Source organism: Yoonia maritima (genome assembly GCF_002933395.1).
Classification (GTDB): domain Bacteria; phylum Pseudomonadota; class Alphaproteobacteria; order Rhodobacterales; family Rhodobacteraceae; genus Yoonia; species Yoonia maritima_A.
Genome location: NZ_PKFN01000008.1, coordinates 378,286 through 398,010, shown reverse-complemented (window position 1 = coordinate 398,010; position 19,725 = coordinate 378,286). Strand labels below are relative to the sequence as shown.

Genomic DNA, 19,725 nt, shown 5'->3' with positions numbered 1-19,725 from the left:
CCGGTGTGCGGGCGAAGGTTGTTTTCATTACCAAGTGTATTTGAGCGTGGCGCGTGTTGTCCGACCGTCACCATAGTATTCGCTACCGTAGTAAGATGTGGTCATATATTCGGTATCAAACAGGTTGGTCACATTGAGCTGCAAGTCGACATTCTCGGTCACGGCATAGCCGAACGCAGCGTCGACGACTGTGTAGGATTTAACATTTGTCGTGTTCGCGTCGTCGCCATATGTCTGCCCCATGAAACGCGCCCCTAGGCCAAAGTTCATGTCACCTAAGTTATCTAGGTCTTCGATGGCATAGTTTGCCCAGACCGAAGCAATATGTTTAGGTAGTCGGGCAGGGCGGTTACCTTCGTTCGTGGCGATCCCATCGTCGACAATTTCGGCATCCCAATACGCATAAGAGCTGAGCAAGCTGAAGTTATTCGAGATTTCCGCTTTGGCCTCCAGCTCAAGCCCACGCACGTTGACCTCGCCGATCTGGCGACTTTCGGTTGGCGACACCTGTGTGTTCACGTTTGTCTGCGTCAGGTCAAAGACTGATGCCGTGAACAGCGCGTTCATGCCTGCGGGGCGGTATTTCATGCCCAGCTCGTACTGTTCGCCTTCTTGCGACTCCAAAGAGATATTCGTGAGGTTTGGTTGGAAGGATTCTGAATAGTTTGCGTAAACCGACAGGTCGTCTGTTGCTTTGTAAGTTAGCCCAAAACGTTTTGTGAATGCTTCAACTGTGTCTTCAGGAACCGTCGTATCGATGCCGGAATAAACATCGTAGCTGACGTTCGACGCCATATCGATCACGTCATATCGTCCGCCCAGGGTTGCAATCCAACGATCATCAAATGTCAGTTCTTCTTGGACATACAATGATGTTGTTTGTAGCTCTGGCGCCCAGATGATGTAGTCCGGCACTGTAATGCAGGCTGTTCCGCAATAGTTGGGATCGTTTGCATCAATACCCGACGCGCTGCCGTATTTAGATGCTTCGTCCATTTGGAACCAAGTATATTCCAGCCCGACCAGCGTTTGCGATTCAAATCGACCAAAACTGCGTTCGTATTGAAGCCGGTTATCGATGGCGAATTGTTCACTATGCCCATCGACCGCAAAGGCACTACGGGCTGCTGCCGGATCAGACGTCGCGCCGTAGACTTGTTCATATGTAAGATCCAATTCCATGTAGCGCGCGGTGCTTCCAAAACTCAGACCGCCACCGAAATCATGATTAAACTGAAAGCCGATGTTGCTTTCGACTGTGTCCATTTTGTTAAAGTCTGGTTCACCAAGGAACGTATCAATGTCGACATCAAGCGTATCGGAGAAACCGACGCCGGGCACGCTGTCGTGTTCTTTGTAGTCGGCCAAAAATGTCAGTGTCGTCGCATTTGTTGGTGCGTATGTTAAACCAACCGCCAGATAGCGGCGATCATCTGTTGAATAGTCATACCCATAAGCACCGTCTTGCACTTTTGTTGTGACGCGATAGCTCAGCGATCCGTCGTCGTTCAACGTGTTGCCAAAATCGGCGCCGATTTCGCTATGGTCTTCGCCCAGTGTCACATATGTTTCTGCAAAAGCTTCACCTGTTGGGCGCTTTGTTACACCGTTGACCAATCCTCCGGGCGCGTTCAAACCAAACAGTGACGAATTCGATCCTTTTAGCACTTCGATACGTTCGAATGCGTAGGGTTCGCGACGACCAAAGGTAAAGAATTCCCCGCGTACAGGTAGCCCATCACGGTAGGTCCCGTTGGCAAGCTGATCAAATCCACGAATACGGAATGCATCATAACGGTCATCGCCGCCCCACTCGTTGACCATGACACCGGATGTGTAGCTCAGAACTTGTTCTAGATTCTGGGCGCCACGTGCTTCGACTTCTTTGGCAGTGACAACAGAAACGGATGCGGGCGCATCCAAAAGATCAGTGTCTGTCTTGCTGCTGGATGTCGTGCTGGACGCAACGACCGTTTCTTCATCTGATGCGGTATCAAGCGTAATCGTACCCAGCATCTGCGATTGGGTATCTTGTGCAAAACCTGCGACTGGAAAGGCAATGGCAGTACAGGATAAAAGAGCGATTTTTAAACCTGAACGAACCAACATCTGTTGCGTGACGGTTGTGATAGATTGATTTTGCATGTGGGTATCCTGCAAGCTGTAGTTTGAGATGGCTTGCTGGTGACCGCGTTACACGTGGGTGATCGGTGCGGCCATTGCTTGCTACGATTTAAACCCGACTAATTTACTTGGTATTGATCGGGTGCAATGGTAAAAACGCAAGACTGTAGAGGTGTTGCGTTTTTGTTTCATCTATTCATGGCTCTAGGGTTGAGCGGTCCGAATTTGATGTTCGTATTTTGTGTTGTTGGTGTTTTCCAACATCGCCGTGCGGCGTTTCAATCGAGGGGCAACATGGTTGTATACTCTCTTATGTTTAAAATGGCGCTGGGCAAAATGTTTGCTCATCTTGTGTCTACGGTGTGTCGTTAGACGGCAGCCATTATTTAGCATGAGGCATGCTTTGGATGGGGCTACGTAATGTGCGTTTCCTTCTTGTTGTTCTAATAATGTGTAATCCGAGTAAAAAAGTCGGATTGACTTTGTTGATTAAATTGCTCAGGTAAGAAGCATCTTGTCCTTGGGCTGTCCAAGGATGCCGATAGGCGACCCGCCAGAAGGACCTTGCGATGCAACAGGGCACACAACAGGTAAACGAAAAAGCTGTTGATCGTGGTGCAAATCGCCCCGCACGGACAGAGTTTGCCGATGTGATGCATCAGCCCGCAACGTTCGAAGGTCTGAGCCTTGAGTGGGTTTTTGACCGGTTTGAGCATCAAGGAGGGCGTAGCTAATGTCGGTACATCCGCTTCCACGCACGACTAAGCCAGCAGAGCCACAGCAACTGCCAACATATTCAGCGCCCGATTTGACGCAAAATGGCGACCGCGCGCTGATCACATTAGGCGACCAGACTTATACGCTGCGGATCACTCGGGCCGGCAAATTAATTTTGACCAAATAAGACCCGTATTCCGATTTTGGATCGCAGCGACTGTTATCCTCATCATTGTATGTTTTACTAAAGGAACGACTACATGAAACGTATCTACCTACTTTCAACTGCGCTGGGCCTTAGCCTCGCAACGCCTGTATTGGCTGTTGAAAAGGCTGACGTCTTGAACACCTATGCAGATATCGCTGCGGCCAACTATGACGATGCGTTAATCACTGCGAAGACACTGCAATCGGCCGTAGACGCGTTGATCGCGGACCCATCCGCAGAAGCACTGCAAGCAGCGAAATCCGCTTGGCTCGCGTCGCGCGTTCCTTACCAGCAGACCGAAGTTTTCCGTTTCGGCAACGCGATTGTTGATGACTGGGAAGGCAAAGTGAATGCGTGGCCATTGGACGAAGGTCTGATCGATTATGTTGATACCTCCTATGGCGGCGCGACCGACGAAAACGCATTTGCTGCGCTGAACGTTGTTGCGAACCCATCTTTCACTCTGTCTGGCGCTGAAGTTGACGCGGCTGCGATCACGCCAGAGCTGCTGGCAGAGACGCTGCACGAGGCCGATGGCGTCGAATCTAACGTTGCGACGGGTTACCACGCGATTGAATTCCTGCTTTGGGGCCAAGACCTGAACGGTCACGGCACTGGTGCCGGTAGCCGTCCTTGGACTGACTATGCCACTGGCGATGACTGCACGGGCGGCAACTGTGATCGTCGCGGTGAATACCTGAAAGCGGCGACTGATTTGCTGGTGTCCGATCTTGAGTGGATGGCTGCACAGTGGGTTGATGGTGGTGCGGCACGTGCTGAACTGACCGAAACCGAAGCAACTGGTATCTCTGCTATCCTGACTGGCATGGGTTCACTTTCATACGGTGAGCAAGCTGGTGAGCGTATGCGCCTTGGCCTGATGTTGAATGATCCAGAAGAAGAGCACGATTGCTTTTCTGACAACACACACAACAGCCACTACTACGATGGTTTGGGTGTGCAGAACGTTTACCGCGGTGAATACATCCGCGTAGACGGTACTTTAGTCACCGGTCCGTCACTGTCTGATCTGGTTGCTGAAACAGATGCAGATCTGGACACCGAAGTGCAGACCAAACTGTCGACAACAATGCTTGCACTGGGCCGTATCAAGTCAGCCGCCGAAGCTGGTTTTGCTTATGACCAAATGCTTGAGCGTGGAAACGAAGCAGGTGAAGCACTGGTTATGGGAGGTGTTAACGGCTTGATCGACCAGACACGTTCGTTTGAACGTGTGGTTGCAGCGTTGGGCGTTGATCAAATCGCATTCGAAGGCTCTGACAGCCTTGACGATCCAGAAGCGGTTTTCGAATAGAAACCTGTTACTAATCACATTAAACTGGGGCGGCATTCCAAAAGGGGTGCCGCCCTTTTCCGTCGGAGCCAACATGCCAAAGACACCAAGCCCCTGTATCGATGTGTGCAAATTCAAACGCGAAGGCCACTGTATTGGTTGTTCCATGACTAAGTCGCAAAAGTCTATCTTTAAGCGGTTAAAGAAAGATAGCCAGCGTGACGGCTTTGTAACCATGCTGATGGCGCAGCAAGAGGTCATGGGGAAATACGCAGGTTGGCGCATTGCCTATGCGAAAAAGTGCAAGAAAAAAGGCGCCGAAGCGCCTTTCAAACTCGTTAACTGAACCAAAAAGATTAGGCGAGGTGTGAGCGTAGGAACCACGCGAATTTTTCGTGTGTTTGACCGCGTGCGATGCACAGGTCTTCGGTCAGTGTGTCGCCATGTGATGCGGCCAGTTCACCACAGCCTGCCAATGTAGCAGCCAGCGTTTCCTGCGCGTCGAGCATCATTTTGATCATTTCCTTGTCGGTGGCTTTGCCTTCGAATTCGGAAACTTTGGACCGTTTGATCATGCCAGCAAGCGTACCTTCGGCGTGTGCGTCAATTGCTTTGATGCGCTCTGCTAGGTCGTCTTGGGCGACAAAATGGTCTTCGTACATTTTTTGGAAAAGGTCGTGCAGCGGGCCGAATGCCATGCCGGTGACGTTCCAGTGAAAGTTTTGCGCAAGCATCGTTGTGACCGCAGTTTCGGCGACTGTCTGGTTCAGTGCTTCTGCGATTGCTGCTTTTGCGTCTGTGCTAAGAGTGATGGCAGTCTGTGTCATATCAGTTCTTCCTGCGATTCAAAATAAATGCTGGCTGGCGAAAAGCTGGCTTGCTTAACGCCTTATTTATAGCACTTTTTGTAAAAGCCAAGAACTTTTTAGAATAATTCTAAACTTGAGAAAATTGCTCGGAAATCCCGCGGATCAGAAAACCTATATGACGTTGGTGTTCGCGCGGTACACGTGATCGAACGAGGAACGCAAAACTATCGCCATCGCCACGTTTAATCGCGCTCAAAGCCTGCACAAGCCACGCCTCGTCGAATGAAATCTCCTCAGTTCCGGGTCGGAAGAAGGTGGTTTTGCGACTCGTTACTTGGCGTAGGCATTTGATCAAAGCGCGGGCATGAGCATCGCGCGCGGTTTCAGGCTGGGTGGACAGCATGGCGCAGGCCTTGAACAAGTCCATCTGCGCAGCTACCCGGCATTCCAATGCAATTACGCGCAGTGCATTCAGAACATCACGCCATTGTGCTGCCAAATCAGGTGGGCTTTGCGGCTGACGCGCTGGTTCAGCAGACATTGGTCGTGCCACCATGTCGCAGCTCAGGATCGGTTTTGCCATGAAAAGTGACTCGCGCTTTTTGAATTCCGACTATAACTATCAGAAATATCCGAGCTTAGAAAGATATCTTGTGCGCCGTTCTGTTATTAATCTTGGCTTTGTGCTGCTGTGTGCGCCGGTTTCGGCCATTTCAGGGGTGTTGGATGAACCGCATCTGAACATTATTCCTCGGACCGAAGCTGAAATTGCCCGAATCCAAGCGGTCACTGAACCGACAACGGATTTCAGCGCCGCCGCCCGGTTCGAAGAAAAATCCGCAGGCGCGGCGACGGTACGTGCGCGCATTGACGCAGATGCGTTTTCGCAATCCTCGGCAAATATCAGTTTTGAGGATGAACTGACTTTTAAGGTCGGTAATGGTTTCTTTCGCAAGTTGTGGGTTTCGTCTCCATCGTCGACGCTTGCCTCTGATGGTTTGGGGCCACTTTATAACGCGCGGTCCTGTCAGCGCTGCCACTTGAAAGATGGGCGCGGGCATACCCCTGAAAATGCATCTGATAGTGCGGTTTCACTGTTTTTGCGTGTTTCTATTCCGGGCGGTTACGACGACAAAATCGCGGATATCGAAGACTACATCGCAACGCTTCCTGATCCGACCTATGGTGAGCAGTTACAGGATTTCGCCGTGCAGGGGCATCCGGCAGAATACCGGCTGGACGTGAAGTATACCGAAGAAACCGTAATTCTAGCAGGTGGAGAGATCGTCAGCCTGCGCCATCCGACCTATCGCGCCGCAGATTTGGGATATGGCCCGCTTCACCCTGACGCGATGTTAAGCCCGCGTGTCGCGCCCCAAATGATCGGTCTTGGTCTGCTAGAGGCAATTCCAGCCGCAGATATTTTGGCAAATGTCGATCCTGACGACGCCGATGGCGACGGGGTTTCGGGACGCGCAAATATCGTTTGGTCTGTTGAGTTTGATCAGCCCATGTTGGGGCGGTTTGGCCTTAAGGCCGGTGCGCCGACTGTGCGGCATCAGTCGGCTGCGGCGTTTTCCGGTGACATTGGTATCTCATCGCCGCTGTTTCCAAATGGTGCAGGGGAATGTATGCCGTCGCAAACGGATTGTCAGGCTGGCCCGCACGGTGATGGCGACGCACGGGTCACCGAGGTCGATGATCAAGGTCTTGATCTTGTCACCTTTTATAGCCGAAATTTGGGCGTGCCTGCACGGCGCGACGTTGGCGATCCAAATGTTTTGCGCGGGAAAGAACTGTTTTATCAGACGGGCTGCACTTCATGTCATACGCCCAGTTTTGTGACACATCGCTTAGAAGATCGGCCCGAACAAAGCTTTCAATTGATTTGGCCGTATTCTGACTTGTTGCTGCATGACATGGGCGAAGGGCTGGCCGACAATCGGCCAGAAGCACGTGCGACGGGAACCGAATGGCGTACGCCGCCACTTTGGGGTGTTGGCTTGACCGAGCAAGTGAGTGGTCATACGTATTTCTTGCATGATGGCCGCGCGCGGAGCCTGCTCGAGGCAATTCTCTGGCATGGGGGCGAAGCACAGTCTATGCGTGACGCAGTTGCTGCGATGCGAAAACAAGACCGCGACGATTTAATTACATTCTTGGAGAGCTTATGAGACCTCTATTGTTTGCCTGTGCGGTGACGTTGGCTGTAGGTCCGGCAGCGGCGCGACCCATTTCAGAACTGACAGCGGACGCTGTGAACAATCACGTATTGCCCGGATATAAACGTTTGGCCGAACGGTCACAGGTGTTGGCCGATGTCGCGCAATCCGATTGTGTATCTGGGTCGCCGCAGTTGCGCGCAGCCTATGGGGATGCGTTTGATGCATGGGTCGGCGTGAGCCATTTGCGGTTTGGCCCAAGCGAGCGTGATGATCGCGCCTACGCGCTTGCGTTTTGGCCTGACAGCCGCGCGGTAACGCCAAAGACGCTTGCCGCAATGATCGCGTCAGAAGACGATATTGCGCAAAACCCCGATGATTATGCTGATGTGTCCATTGCCGCACGCGGATTTTATGCGCTTGAATTTCTGCTATACGACGACACAATCGCGGTTGCAGGAACTGATGCATATCGCTGTACGCTTATCCGTACCGTAACCGGCGATATTGCGGCTCTGACAGATGCGATCGAGGATGACTGGACTGGCAGTTATGCTGATCAGCTGTTGAACCCTTCGCCAGACGGAATCTACCACACCGAAGAAGAAGCCGCCCAAGAGATGTTCAAAGCCGTGTCGACCGGGTTGGAATTTGTCGGCGATACACGTTTGGGGCGTCCGTTAGGAACATTTGACCGTCCCCGTGCATCCCGTGCCGAAGCGCGGCGCTCGGGGCGATCTGCCCGCCATGTCGAGCTGTCACTTGCGGCATTGCGTGATCTTGCGACGCGATTGGCCGGCGACGATGCAGCGCTTGCCACCAATCTAACCAATGCATTTGATCGCGCGCAGTCGCGCGCTGAACAACTTGACGATCCCGTCTTCGCTGGCGTCGATGACCCGATGACCCGCTTTGAAATAGAGGTGGTGCAGCAAAATGTGAGCGCGATCAGAACTGTTGTGCGCAATGAACTGGGTCCTAAATTGGGTGTTATTGCGGGTTTCAATGCCTTGGACGGAGACTAGCATGACGACAAGCAGGCGTCAGTTTTTAGCGGGGCTGCTGGCAACGGGGCTTGTCCCGACGCCAACTTGGGCCGATGCTGGGTCGCCACAGTTTCTATCGGCGGCAGCGCTGACGGATGGTCGTTATGTCCTTTGCGGAATTGGCGCAGGCCAAAACATATTGTTCCAAATCCCACTGCCGGCACGTGGCCATGCCGCCGCAGCGCATCCAACCCGACCAGAGGCTGTCGCCTTTGCGCGGCGGCCGGGGACCTTTGCGATCGTGATCGATTGTTTGTCTGGTAAACCAAAGGCGACGATGACAGCGCCAGAAGGTCGCCACTTTTACGGACATGGTGCATTTTCATCTGATGGTCAGTGGTTATTCACAACCGAAAATGACTATGAGGCCGGGCAGGGGCGCGTTGGTGTTTGGGATGTGCCCGCAGGCTATGTCCGGGTCGATGAATTCGCGAGCGGCGGTGTCGGTCCACACGATGTTAAGCGGCTGCCGGGCACAGAAACGCTGGTGATTGCGAACGGCGGTATAGATACGCATCCGGACAGCGGGCGCGCAAAACTAAATATCGCGACAATGGCGCCTAATTTATCATACGTTCGTAACGGTCAGCTGATCGAAACAGTCGCGCTTGATCCAAGTTTACACAAAAATTCGATCCGTCATCTAGATGTGTCTGCGTCCGGCGTCGTTGCATTTGGTATGCAATGGCAGGGCGGTGGGGATGTTTCTGTCCTAGCTGGTATGCATCAGTTGGGCGGGCAGGCCGAATTGTTGACTGCACCTGCTGATCAATTGCGTGATATGCGCGGCTATGTTGGTAGTATTTCTTTTTCACCAGATGCGGCGTTGGTTGCGACGACTTCGCCAGTGGGTGGAGTTGTTCAAATATATGATGTCGATGGCAAAGCTTTGATGCAGCGTGTTACGGCTGCTGATGCAGGCGGCGTTGCCGCGTGCGATGCTGGATTTATTATCACTACCGGCTTTGGAGAACTGGGGCAGATTGATCAAGGCGAACTGCGGCTTGCCAAAATGGCGGAACTGGCATGGGATAACCATATTGTTCCTGTTGGTGTCTAAAAGGCGTTATTAGTTTGTCGGCGACTGCTTGCTTTGAAGCCAGTCCATGACTAGATCAATCGTTGCCGCGCGAGCCCTTCTGTGGCATGAAGCAGAAAATAAACTGAACGAAAGAGTTTAGATCGTGACAGACTATGCATCCCGCCGCACAATGATGGTCGACACTCAGGTGCGCCCTTCTGACGTAACAAAGTTCCCAATCATTGACGCGATGCTATCTGTTCCGCGCGAACAATTTGTCCCCAACAGTCAACGTGAAGCAGCCTATGTCGGGGAAAACCTTGATATCGGCGGCGGTCGTGTTTTGCTTGAACCGCGCACCTTAGGGAAAATGCTAGATGTGTTGGATATTCAGCCACAGCATGTTGCGTTGGATATGGGATGCGGTCTTGGGTATTCTGCGGCGATCTTGGCAAACATGTGTGACTTTGTTGTTGCGGTAGAAGACGACGAAGCGCGCGCCGAAGAGGCGCAAAGCCTGCTTTCCGAACTGGGTATCGACAATGCCGCAATTATGGCTGGTCCGTTGGCTGAAGGTTCTGAAAAATCAGGCCCTTACGATGTTATTATGATTGAAGGTGGCGTTCAGGCAGTGCCTGACGCCGTGCTTGCGCAATTGCGCGAAGGTGGCCGCATTGCATGCGTTTTCGCCGAGGGAAACCTGGGTGTCGTCCGCGTGGGGCACAAATTGGATGGTATAGTAAACTGGCGCTTTGCGTTTAACGCGAGCGCGCCCGTTTTGACAGGTTTTGAAAAAGAAGCAGAATTCGCGCTCTAACGCGTTCATATCATATGCGCGGCGCTAACTAAAAAGTGAGTGATAAAAAGATGATCAAACGCAAAGGGTTCGCTGCTATCGCGGTAGTCGTCTCGATGATTTCCGGAGCGGCGGCGCAGGCAGAGACATTGTCAGATGCGCTAACGGCGGCATATACAAACTCTGGCCTACTTGAACAAAACCGCGCTTTACTACGCGCTGCAGATGAAAATGTGGCGCAAGCGGTAGCCGCGACTTTGCCAGTGATCAACTGGTCGATGTCCGCGTCCAGTTCAATCAACAACGCGTTACCTGCATCCCAGCGTGAGGCGACGAACACAGCGCTTGCTGCAATTAGCGGTAGCCTGACGTTGTACGATGGTGGTTCAAACCGTCTTGCCGTTGATGCCCAAAAAGAATTGGTTCTTAGTACGCGTCAAACGTTACGCGATGTTGAACAAGACATTCTTTTGCGCGCAGTGCAGGCCTATATGGACGTGCGTCGCAACCAAGAATTCGTGCAATTGCGCGAAAGCAACGTCCGCGTGATTACCCAAGAATTCCGCGCGGCCCAAGACCGGTTCGAGGTTGGCGAAGTCACACGGACTGATGTCGCCTCTGCTGAGGCGCGTCTTGCCGCGGCACGTAGTTTGCTTGCCGCCGCTCAAGGTGCGTTGGTGCAATCGATCGAAGAATACCGCGCTGCGGTTGGCCGTGCACCTTCGAACCTTGCAACTGTTTCTCCTGCGCCTGTTTCGCAAAGCGTAAACGAGGCAAAAGATTTTGCTGTCCGCAATCACCCCAGCGTCCTTGAGGTTCAGCACTCGGTTGCAGCGGCCGAGTTGAACATTCGTCGCGGTGAAACTGCTGTGATCCCGACAGTGTCACTGAGCGGATCAATATCCACGAACCAAGATTCTGTTGAGGCTGGCCAGATTGGCATTGATGTCGGTGGACCGATCTATGCAGGCGGGCAAATTGCCAGCGTGATGCGCCAGTTGATTGCAAGCCGTGATGCGTCACGTGCTGGTTTGCACCTGACGATGACATCGGTCGAACAGCAGGTTGGAAATGCATATGCATCGCTCCAAATTGCGCGCGCGGCCCGTCAAGCTTCTGATCGTCAGATCAGTGCAGCGCGTGTTGCGTTCGAAGGGGTCCGCGAAGAGGCGACACTTGGCTCGCGTACCACTCTTGAAGTTCTGAACGCAGAGCAAGAATTGTTGGATGCAGAGGCAAGCCGCATTTCAGGCCAAGCTGACGAAGTCATCGCATCATACGCTGTGCTGTCTGCGATGGGCCTTTTGACGGCCGAGCACCTGAACCTGCCTGTGCAGCAGTACGACCCATCCGCTTATTATAATATGGTCAAAGATTCACCGCCACTTTTGTCCGAGCAGGGCCGTTCATTGGATCGGGTACTGCGCGCAATCGGCGAGGAATAACCAAGCTGTTGTTTAGATCCGCCTTTTGGATTAATCTTTAAGGCGGATACACAGCGAGGAATGCACCATGTCTAGCACTGCACGAACGGGCGACGTTGACGACGCTTTGCTAAGATCTGTGCGTAATCTCATCTCTGTGCGTACGGGCGAGACACCTGCTCCTGCGCCCGAGCGTTTGATACTTACACCTGCGCTGCGGGTGGATGTGGATCAACCGTCAGCAGAGCCTGAAATGGTTGAAGAACCTGCGTTTCGCCACGCTGATGAAGTCAATAAAATTCTTGTGCTGGAACCTGCTAAGCGCACTGATCGTGCTGGGTTAGAAGCCACGATTGCCGAGTTGGAAGCCGCCGTTACGTCTCAGTCAGAGGACTTTGAAGCTGACGAAGGTGAGAACTTTGACGATACAGCGTGGGCTGCAAGTGCTTTCCAGTCTCGCATTCTCGATTCGTCCGAAATCCTGAACGGCCCGCCGATTATCCGCGAAATAGCAGAGGATGAGCGGAAAACTGCTGATCTAGAGGTGCCGAATGCGGGAATTGACGAAGACGCCCTGCGCGCCCTTGTCGTCGAAATTGTACATCAGGAATTGAGCGGTGAGTTGGGTGAGCGTATCACCCGAAACGTGCGCAAATTGGTACGTCGTGAGATTAACCGTGTGCTTGTCAGTAAAGGGTTGGATTAAACTGGCCCGGCCAACGCGATAAGCTGGCCAATATCCATATGCGTTTCAAGATGCTCTGCGAGCGCGTCAAGCGTTGCATCCACGCTGTCCGCATATCTATGATGAGTAAGCGGTTTTCCAAGGCGTGACAGGAATGCCTCGCGAAAGCTGTCAGCTTCGAATAATCCATGCAAATAGCAGCCCATAACCTGACCGCTTGTATTGCTGGCGCCTTCACCGCGTCCGTCAAGCGATAACCAGGCGCGTTCGCAGTCTGGGCCGGTGGTTTCGCCTAAGTGAATTTCATAGCCGCTGACCGCATCACCTGTGGGCAGGTAGGTTGCCATAGATCGCGCGAGCCGTTTTTGTGGTTTCATCACGGTCTGTACATTGAGCAGTCCCAGCCCAGCAACGCGGCATGGTGTGCCTTCAATGCCGTCTTCATCGGTGATTGATGTGCCTAACATCTGATAGCCGCCACAGATACCCAATACATGCCCGCCGCGACGGACATGAGCGGTTAGGTCAATATCCCATCCTTGGGCGCGAAAATGAGCCAAGTCAGCAATGGTGGATTTCGATCCGGGAATGATAACCAGATCGGCGTCTCCGGGAAGCGGTTGGCCAGGATTAATAATTTCGACGCTGATGCCTGGTGTGGAGGATAGCGGATCAAGATCGTCAAAGTTCGCGATACGATTAAGGCGTGGGACCGCAACTTTAATGTCTCCGCCGGTACGGCTTGCGATGTCCATCACGTCTTCGGCTGGTAGCCGCCAAGCATCTGCAAACCAAGGAACGACACCAAGGCTGGCCCATCCGGTGCGTTGTGCAATGATGTTTAGGCCTTCGGCAAACAGCGTCGTGTCACCGCGGAACTTGTTAATTGCAAAAGCCTTGATCAGACCGTTGTCGGGATCTGACAAAACAGCGTGGGTGCCGACAAGCTGTGCAATGACACCGCCACGATCAATATCACCCACCAGTACGACCGGCACATTGGCAGCCTCAGCAAAGCCCATGTTTGCAATGTCGCCAGCGCGCAAGTTTACTTCGGCGGGGCTGCCGGCCCCTTCGATGATCACAAGGTCGCGGCCCGCGCCAATACGCCGAAAGCTGTCGAGCACGGCAGGCATTAGCTGCGCCTTTTGTTTTCCGTAATCGCGCGCCTTTAGCGTGGCAAATCGCTGGCCTTGTACGATGACTTGTGCGCCGGTGTCCGTCTCTGGTTTAAGTAGTACAGGGTTCATGTCCACAAGGGGCTCTAGGCCGCAGGCGCGGGCCTGTAGCGCCTGTGCGCGGCCGATTTCGCCGCCATCGGCAGTAACGGCCGCATTGTTCGACATGTTTTGCGGTTTAAAGGGGGCTACGGATAGTCCGCGCTTTACGCAGGCGCGCGCAATTCCCGCGACCAACATGGATTTTCCAACGTTGGACCCAGCACCTTGGATCATAATCGCTTTGGTCATCGCGCCTCACTTTCGCGGCGACAATAGGTGCGCATAAAGGCAGGCGAAAGCACAAATGAAAACGCAGCCCCAAGGGACCGCGTTTTCATAAAACTATTACGTTTTCCTGCGTATAGGTTACGCAGCGCGTGCTTCCTGTTCAGCAGCGTTGCGACGTTCGCTTTCTTCACGAGACAGGGCAACAGATGTACGTACACCCTTGCCGACGAATTCCATCAGGCCGCCAACAACACGTTCGTTCGGGTCAATGCCCGCGCAAGACAATACTTCGCGTCCGTCGCGTGAACGTGCCCAGCGGGCGATTTGTTCGGGGCCATTGCCATATTTCTTGTCATCAGCGATGGCGTCATCAAGTGCAGCAAGCACCACAGCAGCAAATAACTTACGAGCACGGTTGCCTTGTTCATTGTTAAACGCAGTACCGTCGACGAAATCTCTCATCATGCTTCCTTCTTTTTGCTCTTGTAGTCCCCGAGTGACGGGCAATATGCATGTTTGAACCCGATTCGGGGGCTCTCTTTTGGAATGGCAGATATGCGTATAATGCATAGCTTGCGGTCATGCTCGCGGCGCATTCCATGATCTTGCCAGCTCACTACTGTGGATATATAGGCTTGGGGCATCGATAATCAACCTTACCCCTTTAACGCGGAATGAACACAGCCCATGCCCAAAATTAACGGTAACGAAATTCGTCCCGGTAACGTTCTTGAACACGAAGGTGGTCTTTGGGCCGCCGTTAAAATCGACCATGTTAAGCCTGGTAAGGGCGGTGCATTTGCACAAGTGGAACTTAAAAACTTGCGCGACGGTCGTAAGCTGAATGAACGTTTCCGTTCTGCGGATAAAGTGGAGCGTGTCACGCTGGAACAAAAAGACCAGCAGTTCTTGTTCGAGGCAGACGAGATGCTGACGTTCATGGATACACAGACCTACGACCAGATTGCGTTGCCAGCAGATATTCTAGGCGATCGTCGCCCGTTCTTGCAGGATGGTATGACCGTTAAAATCGAATACTACGGTGAAGAAGCGCTGAACGTTACCCTGCCGCAGAAAGTCGTCTGCAAAGTGGCCGAGACAGAACCTGTCGTGAAGGGACAGACTGCGGCGAACAGCTTTAAGCCCGCAACATTGGACAACGGCGTTCGCGTCATGATCCCACCGTTTGTTGGCCAAGACGAAAATATCGTCGTGAATACCGAAATTTTCGAATACGTCGAACGCGCGTAAGCCGCGTTTTCATTTTTGATCCTAAGGCCGCCTTTTGGGCGGCCTTTTGCTTTCGTTGGTAAGAACGGACTACGTCTTAGGCTTTCTATTCTTCGACCGTCAGGATCACGCCGCCAACATCAACGGTTGCTCCGCTCTCTGCCTCAATTGTACCTGAAACATATCCCGACACGCTCTCTTCTCCAAATACGCCTTCAAAGTCGCTTTGCAGATCAATATCCGTGTTGGCGTCGATGCCGAACATGTCGACAGGCGCATTCAACGTACCAGTGAGTTCGGTCAAAATCTGTGGATCACTTGAAGTCGCTGTACGATCGATAAACCCGTTTTCAAAGGTTAGCGTTCCGTCGACCGCAGGAAGTTCTTGGCTCTGATCTGATACACTTGCGGCATAAATAAAATCATTCACGGTGCCAGTCACGCTATCCGATGCGAAAGCAACGTCGATATTTGTCTGGCCTACCAATACCCCCGTCTCGGAGGTGTCAACAAGCGCGAGCATGCCAGAATATGACGCTGTTCCTACAGTTGGGATATCTGCTGTTTCCAGTGCAACGTCGTTTTCAGTTGCGTCTGTCAGCTGATCGAGTTGGTTAGAAATATCTGTATAGCTTGTGCCTGATCCGTCATCATCAGATTTACATGCTGTCAATGTAAAGGCGGCAATAAGCAGCAATGCTTTGGCGGGGCTGACTGTATGCAAATACTTGATCCATTCTAATATAAGGGTGGTGTTTTCTGGCTTTGTATAGGCTTTCCAATTGGGTAGATCAGGCTTGAGGACCGGTCTACCTGTTATCTTTTTTGCGGCTAGGATCAGTGGTTATTCGCTCATAGCGATAGCTAAGCACGATCACAAAAGCGAAATTGGGCCCTGATCTGCCCAAAGCATTTGCGTTCTACTGTTCTGCTACGGCGGCGTTAAACTGTTATCTCAGCCGCGCCCGCGCTTAGTGTACCTGTTGCACGATCAAACCTTAGGTATGCAATTGCATGTCCATTTGCTTGTGTGAAAAGAGTGCCGACGGCTTTGTTTTCAGCGTTTGCAATCGGTGTCCCGATTGGAGCCGACCCGGTTATCGACACCTTTGAGAGACCTTTGCGCAGCGTCGTTTTGTGCTTCATGCGTGCGATGATTTCTTGGCCGACGTAGCAGCCTTTTTTGAAATCGACGCCATTCAACTGTTCAAATCCGGCCTCAAGAATATAGCTGTCTGCCATGAGTTCGATGCCTGTTTCCGGGATCAGGTGTTCGACGCGCAGCGCATCCCAGTCAGTATCGTCACTGACGTTAGCGTCGCCATATAGCCGCCAGCCCATTTGTGAATGGCGCGGGTCGGATAAAGCGCCAGAGGGTGCAGGTCCGGTGCCGCGCGATACGATTAGGCCTGTCTCTTCGATCACGACGGCGGCGCGTAGCCTGTACATCATCAGCCGCTGCGCAAGTGTCGGTGCATGCGATGTTGCAACGTCGATCAGCAGCCGATCCGATTGGCCAATCACGAAAAAGTCCGAGATGTATTTGCCTTGCGGCGTTAAAAGTGCCGCGTAGATGATGCCGTCTGCGGCCTTCTCAACGTCGTTGGTGATTAAACCTTGCAGGAATGACACGCGGTCATCACCGCTGATAGATAAAACAGTCCGCTCAGTCATTGTCGCCGCCTTCAGATTGCGAAAATTGCATATTGTATAGATCGGCATAGATGCCGCCACGTTCAAGCAGTTCGTCATGTGTCCCTTGATCCACAACGCGCCCATGATCCATGACAACAATAGAATCCGCATTGCGGACAGTCGATAGGCGGTGCGCGATGACCAGCGTGGTGCGCCCCGTCGAAAGTTGCTCTAGCGCGGCCTGTACAATTGCCTCAGACTTCGTGTCGAGCGCGCTGGTGGCTTCATCAAGTAGCAAGATTGGGGTGTCACGCAGCAATGCACGCGCGATAGCAACACGTTGACGTTGGCCGCCCGAAAGGTTGGAACCACGCGGGCCAGCAGGGCTATCGAGCCCATCAGGGAGCATTGGTAAAAAATCGCTAACATGCGCGGCATCCAGAACCGATTTTAGGTGATCTTCGGAAATGTCTTCGCGACCAAGAAGGATGTTGTCGCGTAGGGTTTCATCAAAGAGCGCGGCGTCTTGGTTCACCACTGAAAAAAGCCCGCGTAGATCAGATAGGGCAAAGTTCTTTGCTTCGGTGCCGTCGATGGTGATCATGCCAGATGACGGTTCGACAAGGCGGGTCAGAACATTAAAGATCGTGCTTTTCCCCGCGCCAGAGGCACCAACTAGCGCAGTGGTTTTACCTGCCTTAGCAGTGAAACCAGTACCGCGCAGCACAGGCAGTTCGCCATAATTCATCTCAACCTGATCAAGGATGATCTCGGGGGAATGTGTTACAATTTCCCTTGGCTGTGGTGGAGAAAGGATTGTTGGCTTCAAGTTCAGTACTTCTTGAAGCCGCTCTACGCTGGCTGCAGCCATCTGCCATTGCCCGCTCATTTGGCCAAGGCGGCGTAGCGGGTCAAAAGCAAGCGACATGGATGTAAAGAACGCCATGAACTGGCCGTTTGTCTTTTCACCAGAAATAATCTCGGCTCCGCCGTAAATCATTACGCCGAAAAAACCCAAGCCCGTCATAATATCAATCAACGCGGGGACTGCGGCTTGACCGGTGGCAGTTCGCATATTCGCGTTGACGCCTTCCTTAATAAGCCCGTCATAGCGGTCGGCTTGGTAATTTTCTAATGCGTTTAGTTTGATTGGGTTTATGCCGTGAAATACCTCGTCCAAACGGGTTGATACGCGGCCTGCGATTTCGCGGGCGTTGCGGGCGCGGCGACGGATATATGCTTGCACAAGCAACGAAGGGAGCACGAGCAATGGAATGCCAACAATGGCAATGAGCGTCCACCGCCAGTCGATCCAAAGGGCGACACCAAACAGCCCGATCAGTGAAATCAGATCACGCCCCAAGGCCGTGACGATACTGCTCCAGACCGAATTGATCGAAGTGACATCACCTTGCACCCGTTCGATCAGCTGACCGGGCGGGTGGATTTGGTAAAAGCCGCTATCAAGGGTCATCATATGCCGTAGCAGATGTTTGCGCATGCTTGCAGAGGTCAGTTGCACAACCAATGTCATCAACAATCGTTGCCCGGATGATGTGATGGCCCTGACGATGAAAATGGTCAGAATACCGAATGCCACCAGATAGAGAGCACTGTCATCAGCCGCTGCGAACACGTCGTCAAACATGGGTTGCACCATGCGTGACAATAACGCGAGCATTGACCCCTCGATCGCCATGAGGATTAGCGCCGCCACCAATAGCCATTTGTGTGGACGCAGGTAATCTTTCCACAGCCACCAAAACAGCGAAAACGCGGATTGGGATTTTTTCTTGTCTGTCGGGGGAATAGGCGCGGGCATCGCGGATCTTTCGGTTCAGGTTTCCAACGATCTAATCTTAAACAGGGGGGCGGGGCAAGTTCACTACGCTTGACCTTGGGTTTCTCAGGCGTACTGTCCGCTGGTAACCACTATCGAAAGCATTCCCATGTCCTTGTCTAATGGTCGCCCATATTTGGCGATTCCCGGCCCGTCTGTCATTCCAGATGTGGTTCTGCAGGCGATGCATCGCGCTTCGCCAAATATCTACGAAGGCGAATTGCACGAGCTGACGCACAGCCTGATCCCTGATTTGAAATCTGTCGCGATGACAGACCACAATGCCGCGATTTATATCGGTAACGGCCATGCCGCTTGGGAGGCCGCGCTGTCGAATGTTATCGGCCCTGGTGACACAGTGCTTGTCCTCGCTACGGGTCGGTTCGGTCTTGGCTGGGGCGAAATCGCCACCGGCCTTGGTGCGGCCGTCGAGGTCATCGATTGCGGGGTACAGTCCCCGATTGATTTGGCGCGGGCCGAAGAACGGCTCGCTGCGGATACAGCAGGGCACATCAAAGCTGTGCTCGCTGTGCATGTCGATACCTCAACCAGCGTCAAAAGCGATATTGCGGGCCTGCGCGGTGTCTTGGACCGTACTGGCCATCCAGCACTGCTAATGGCCGACTGTATCGCCTCGTTGGGCTGTGACCGCTTCGAGATGGACGCTTGGGGCGTCGACGTCATGGTCGCCGCTTGTCAAAAAGGGCTGATGACACCGGCAGGTATCAGCTTTGTTTTCTTCAACGACAAAGCTGATGCCGTGCAGTCTGCACGCGTATCCCGCTACTGGGATTGGCGACCACGGACGGACCCAGCAGTCTACTACCAATACTTTGCAGGAACCGCGCCAACGCATCACCTATACGGCCTACGTGCCGCGCTTGATTTGATCAAAGCCGAAGGGCTGGATGCGGTGTTCGCACGCCACGCCAAATTGGCCCAGACCGTGTGGGCTGCAATTGATGTCTGGGGCTCTGACGGGCCGATGTCTTTAAACGTGCCAACCCCAGAAAATCGATCTCACGCGGTGACTTCAATCGCGATGGGTTCTCCAGTTGGCCAAGACCTGCGCGAATGGACGGAAACGAAATGCGGCCTCACCCTCGGTATCGGACTCGGGCGCGAACCAGAGGAAGCCTATTTCAGGATCGGCCACATGGGCCACGTCAGCGGTCACATGATCATGGGGGCACTAGGAACGATTGACGCCGGCCTCAAAGCGCTCAACATCGCACACGGGCGCGGCGCGCTTGAAGCGGCATCGGAAGTGATTTCCAGCGCGTAAT

The 19,725-nt window shown here is 53.1% G+C and carries 20 protein-coding genes; 12 read left to right on the top strand and 8 right to left on the bottom strand.

What is annotated here, in order from left to right; all coding sequences use genetic code 11:
• Positions 1 to 27 precede the first annotated feature (27 nt).
• Complete coding sequence (locus CYQ09_RS08470; RefSeq protein ID WP_204353918.1) at positions 28 to 2,145, bottom strand: TonB-dependent siderophore receptor; 2,118 nt, start codon at positions 2,143 to 2,145, stop codon at positions 28 to 30.
• A 548-nt stretch (positions 2,146 to 2,693) separates the two neighbouring features.
• Here CYQ09_RS08470 and CYQ09_RS18295 point away from each other — a divergent pair.
• The 4 genes from CYQ09_RS18295 (at position 2,694) to CYQ09_RS08455 (ending at position 4,689) form a co-directional block, all read left to right on the top strand.
• Positions 2,694 to 2,858 carry a hypothetical protein gene (locus CYQ09_RS18295; RefSeq protein ID WP_162617607.1) on the top strand — a complete coding sequence of 55 codons (165 nt, stop codon included), beginning with the start codon at positions 2,694 to 2,696 and terminating at the stop codon, positions 2,856 to 2,858.
• Positions 2,858 to 3,028, top strand: a complete 171-nt coding sequence (gene hemP / locus CYQ09_RS08465) for a hemin uptake protein HemP (protein WP_106744965.1) — start codon at positions 2,858 to 2,860, stop codon at positions 3,026 to 3,028. The genes CYQ09_RS18295 and hemP overlap by 1 nt, the downstream gene beginning before the upstream one ends.
• A gap of 73 nt (positions 3,029 to 3,101) precedes the next feature.
• Entirely contained in the window at positions 3,102 to 4,364 is a 1,263-nt protein-coding gene (locus tag CYQ09_RS08460) for an imelysin family protein (protein WP_106744964.1), read from the top strand.
• 73 nt (positions 4,365 to 4,437) lie between these two features.
• The gene (locus tag CYQ09_RS08455; protein ID WP_106744963.1) at positions 4,438 to 4,689 is read left to right on the top strand and encodes a DUF1289 domain-containing protein; all 252 of its coding nucleotides are present in this window, start codon (positions 4,438 to 4,440) and stop codon (positions 4,687 to 4,689) included.
• A gap of 10 nt (positions 4,690 to 4,699) precedes the next feature.
• On the opposite strand, the gene CYQ09_RS08450 is transcribed toward CYQ09_RS08455, so the two are convergent.
• Positions 4,700 to 5,170, bottom strand: coding sequence for a Dps family protein (locus CYQ09_RS08450; protein WP_106358807.1), 471 nt, complete (start codon positions 5,168 to 5,170; stop codon positions 4,700 to 4,702).
• A 109-nt stretch (positions 5,171 to 5,279) separates the two neighbouring features.
• Positions 5,280 to 5,735: a hypothetical protein gene (locus CYQ09_RS08445; protein WP_239495889.1), complete on the bottom strand. Its 456-nt coding sequence runs from the start codon at positions 5,733 to 5,735 to the stop codon at positions 5,280 to 5,282.
• A 100-nt stretch (positions 5,736 to 5,835) separates the two neighbouring features.
• On the opposite strand from CYQ09_RS08445, the gene CYQ09_RS08440 reads away from it, so the two are divergent.
• The 6 genes from CYQ09_RS08440 (at position 5,836) to CYQ09_RS08415 (ending at position 12,307) form a co-directional block, all read left to right on the top strand.
• Complete coding sequence (locus CYQ09_RS08440; RefSeq protein ID WP_239495911.1) at positions 5,836 to 7,326, top strand: di-heme oxidoredictase family protein; 1,491 nt, start codon at positions 5,836 to 5,838, stop codon at positions 7,324 to 7,326.
• Positions 7,323 to 8,339, top strand: coding sequence for an imelysin family protein (locus CYQ09_RS08435; RefSeq protein WP_106744961.1), 1,017 nt, complete (start codon positions 7,323 to 7,325; stop codon positions 8,337 to 8,339). The genes CYQ09_RS08440 and CYQ09_RS08435 overlap by 4 nt, the downstream gene beginning before the upstream one ends.
• Before the next feature lies 1 nt (position 8,340).
• Positions 8,341 to 9,420, top strand: coding sequence for a DUF1513 domain-containing protein (locus tag CYQ09_RS08430; RefSeq protein ID WP_106744960.1), 1,080 nt, complete (start codon positions 8,341 to 8,343; stop codon positions 9,418 to 9,420).
• 124 nt (positions 9,421 to 9,544) lie between these two features.
• Positions 9,545 to 10,198, top strand: a complete 654-nt coding sequence (locus tag CYQ09_RS08425; protein WP_106744959.1) for a protein-L-isoaspartate O-methyltransferase family protein — start codon at positions 9,545 to 9,547, stop codon at positions 10,196 to 10,198.
• Positions 10,199 to 10,248: 50 nt separating this feature from the next.
• A complete protein-coding gene (locus tag CYQ09_RS08420) occupies positions 10,249 to 11,622 on the top strand; it encodes a TolC family outer membrane protein (protein ID WP_106744958.1) in 1,374 nt (457 codons plus the stop codon).
• A 67-nt stretch (positions 11,623 to 11,689) separates the two neighbouring features.
• Positions 11,690 to 12,307, top strand: coding sequence for a hypothetical protein (locus CYQ09_RS08415; RefSeq protein WP_106744957.1), 618 nt, complete (start codon positions 11,690 to 11,692; stop codon positions 12,305 to 12,307).
• Here CYQ09_RS08415 and CYQ09_RS08410 read toward each other — a convergent pair.
• Both CYQ09_RS08410 and CYQ09_RS08405 read right to left on the bottom strand, forming a co-directional pair.
• Positions 12,304 to 13,755: a cobyric acid synthase gene (locus tag CYQ09_RS08410; protein WP_106744956.1), complete on the bottom strand. Its 1,452-nt coding sequence runs from the start codon at positions 13,753 to 13,755 to the stop codon at positions 12,304 to 12,306. The two genes, CYQ09_RS08415 and CYQ09_RS08410, sit on opposite strands and share 4 nt — an antisense overlap.
• 117 nt (positions 13,756 to 13,872) lie before the next feature.
• On the bottom strand, positions 13,873 to 14,196 hold the full coding sequence (locus CYQ09_RS08405; protein WP_008230719.1) for a DUF6280 family protein: 324 nt from the start codon (positions 14,194 to 14,196) through the stop codon (positions 13,873 to 13,875).
• Positions 14,197 to 14,421: 225 nt separating this feature from the next.
• On the opposite strand from CYQ09_RS08405, the gene efp reads away from it, so the two are divergent.
• Positions 14,422 to 14,985, top strand: a complete 564-nt coding sequence (gene efp / locus CYQ09_RS08400) for an elongation factor P (protein WP_106358799.1) — start codon at positions 14,422 to 14,424, stop codon at positions 14,983 to 14,985.
• Between the two features lie 85 nt (positions 14,986 to 15,070).
• On the opposite strand, the gene CYQ09_RS08395 is transcribed toward efp, so the two are convergent.
• The 3 genes from CYQ09_RS08395 to CYQ09_RS08385 all read right to left on the bottom strand — a co-directional run bounded on the left by CYQ09_RS08395 (position 15,071) and on the right by CYQ09_RS08385 (position 18,421).
• A complete protein-coding gene (locus tag CYQ09_RS08395) occupies positions 15,071 to 15,688 on the bottom strand; it encodes a hypothetical protein (protein ID WP_162617606.1) in 618 nt (205 codons plus the stop codon).
• Positions 15,689 to 15,906: 218 nt separating this feature from the next.
• Positions 15,907 to 16,638 (bottom strand): YgfZ/GcvT domain-containing protein, encoded by a 732-nt coding sequence (locus CYQ09_RS08390; RefSeq protein WP_106744954.1) that lies wholly within the window; start codon positions 16,636 to 16,638, stop codon positions 15,907 to 15,909.
• A complete protein-coding gene (locus tag CYQ09_RS08385) occupies positions 16,631 to 18,421 on the bottom strand; it encodes an ABC transporter ATP-binding protein (protein WP_106744953.1) in 1,791 nt (596 codons plus the stop codon). Before CYQ09_RS08385 ends, CYQ09_RS08390 begins: the two co-directional genes overlap by 8 nt.
• A gap of 127 nt (positions 18,422 to 18,548) precedes the next feature.
• Here CYQ09_RS08385 and CYQ09_RS08380 point away from each other — a divergent pair, with 127 nt between their 5' ends.
• Entirely contained in the window at positions 18,549 to 19,724 is a 1,176-nt protein-coding gene (locus tag CYQ09_RS08380; RefSeq protein WP_106744952.1) for a pyridoxal-phosphate-dependent aminotransferase family protein, read from the top strand.
• Position 19,725: the final 1 nt, after the last annotated feature.

What these genes read in the sequence shown, in the direction of transcription:
- CYQ09_RS08470 (WP_204353918.1), bottom strand. Translation starts at nt 2,145, where the DNA reads ATGCAAAATCAATCTATCACAACCGTCACGCAACAGATGTTGGTTCGT.
- CYQ09_RS18295 (WP_162617607.1), top strand. Translation starts at nt 2,694, where the DNA reads ATGCAACAGGGCACACAACAGGTAAACGAAAAAGCTGTTGATCGTGGT.
- hemP (WP_106744965.1), top strand. Translation starts at nt 2,858, where the DNA reads ATGTCGGTACATCCGCTTCCACGCACGACTAAGCCAGCAGAGCCACAG.
- CYQ09_RS08460 (WP_106744964.1), top strand. Translation starts at nt 3,102, where the DNA reads ATGAAACGTATCTACCTACTTTCAACTGCGCTGGGCCTTAGCCTCGCA.
- CYQ09_RS08455 (WP_106744963.1), top strand. Translation starts at nt 4,438, where the DNA reads ATGCCAAAGACACCAAGCCCCTGTATCGATGTGTGCAAATTCAAACGC.
- CYQ09_RS08450 (WP_106358807.1), bottom strand. Translation starts at nt 5,170, where the DNA reads ATGACACAGACTGCCATCACTCTTAGCACAGACGCAAAAGCAGCAATC.
- CYQ09_RS08445 (WP_239495889.1), bottom strand. Translation starts at nt 5,735, where the DNA reads ATGGCAAAACCGATCCTGAGCTGCGACATGGTGGCACGACCAATGTCT.
- CYQ09_RS08435 (WP_106744961.1), top strand. Translation starts at nt 7,323, where the DNA reads ATGAGACCTCTATTGTTTGCCTGTGCGGTGACGTTGGCTGTAGGTCCG.
- CYQ09_RS08430 (WP_106744960.1), top strand. Translation starts at nt 8,341, where the DNA reads ATGACGACAAGCAGGCGTCAGTTTTTAGCGGGGCTGCTGGCAACGGGG.
- CYQ09_RS08420 (WP_106744958.1), top strand. Translation starts at nt 10,249, where the DNA reads ATGATCAAACGCAAAGGGTTCGCTGCTATCGCGGTAGTCGTCTCGATG.
- CYQ09_RS08415 (WP_106744957.1), top strand. Translation starts at nt 11,690, where the DNA reads ATGTCTAGCACTGCACGAACGGGCGACGTTGACGACGCTTTGCTAAGA.
- CYQ09_RS08410 (WP_106744956.1), bottom strand. Translation starts at nt 13,755, where the DNA reads ATGACCAAAGCGATTATGATCCAAGGTGCTGGGTCCAACGTTGGAAAA.
- CYQ09_RS08405 (WP_008230719.1), bottom strand. Translation starts at nt 14,196, where the DNA reads ATGAGAGATTTCGTCGACGGTACTGCGTTTAACAATGAACAAGGCAAC.
- efp (WP_106358799.1), top strand. Translation starts at nt 14,422, where the DNA reads ATGCCCAAAATTAACGGTAACGAAATTCGTCCCGGTAACGTTCTTGAA.
- CYQ09_RS08390 (WP_106744954.1), bottom strand. Translation starts at nt 16,638, where the DNA reads ATGACTGAGCGGACTGTTTTATCTATCAGCGGTGATGACCGCGTGTCA.
- CYQ09_RS08385 (WP_106744953.1), bottom strand. Translation starts at nt 18,421, where the DNA reads ATGCCCGCGCCTATTCCCCCGACAGACAAGAAAAAATCCCAATCCGCG.
- CYQ09_RS08380 (WP_106744952.1), top strand. Translation starts at nt 18,549, where the DNA reads ATGTCCTTGTCTAATGGTCGCCCATATTTGGCGATTCCCGGCCCGTCT.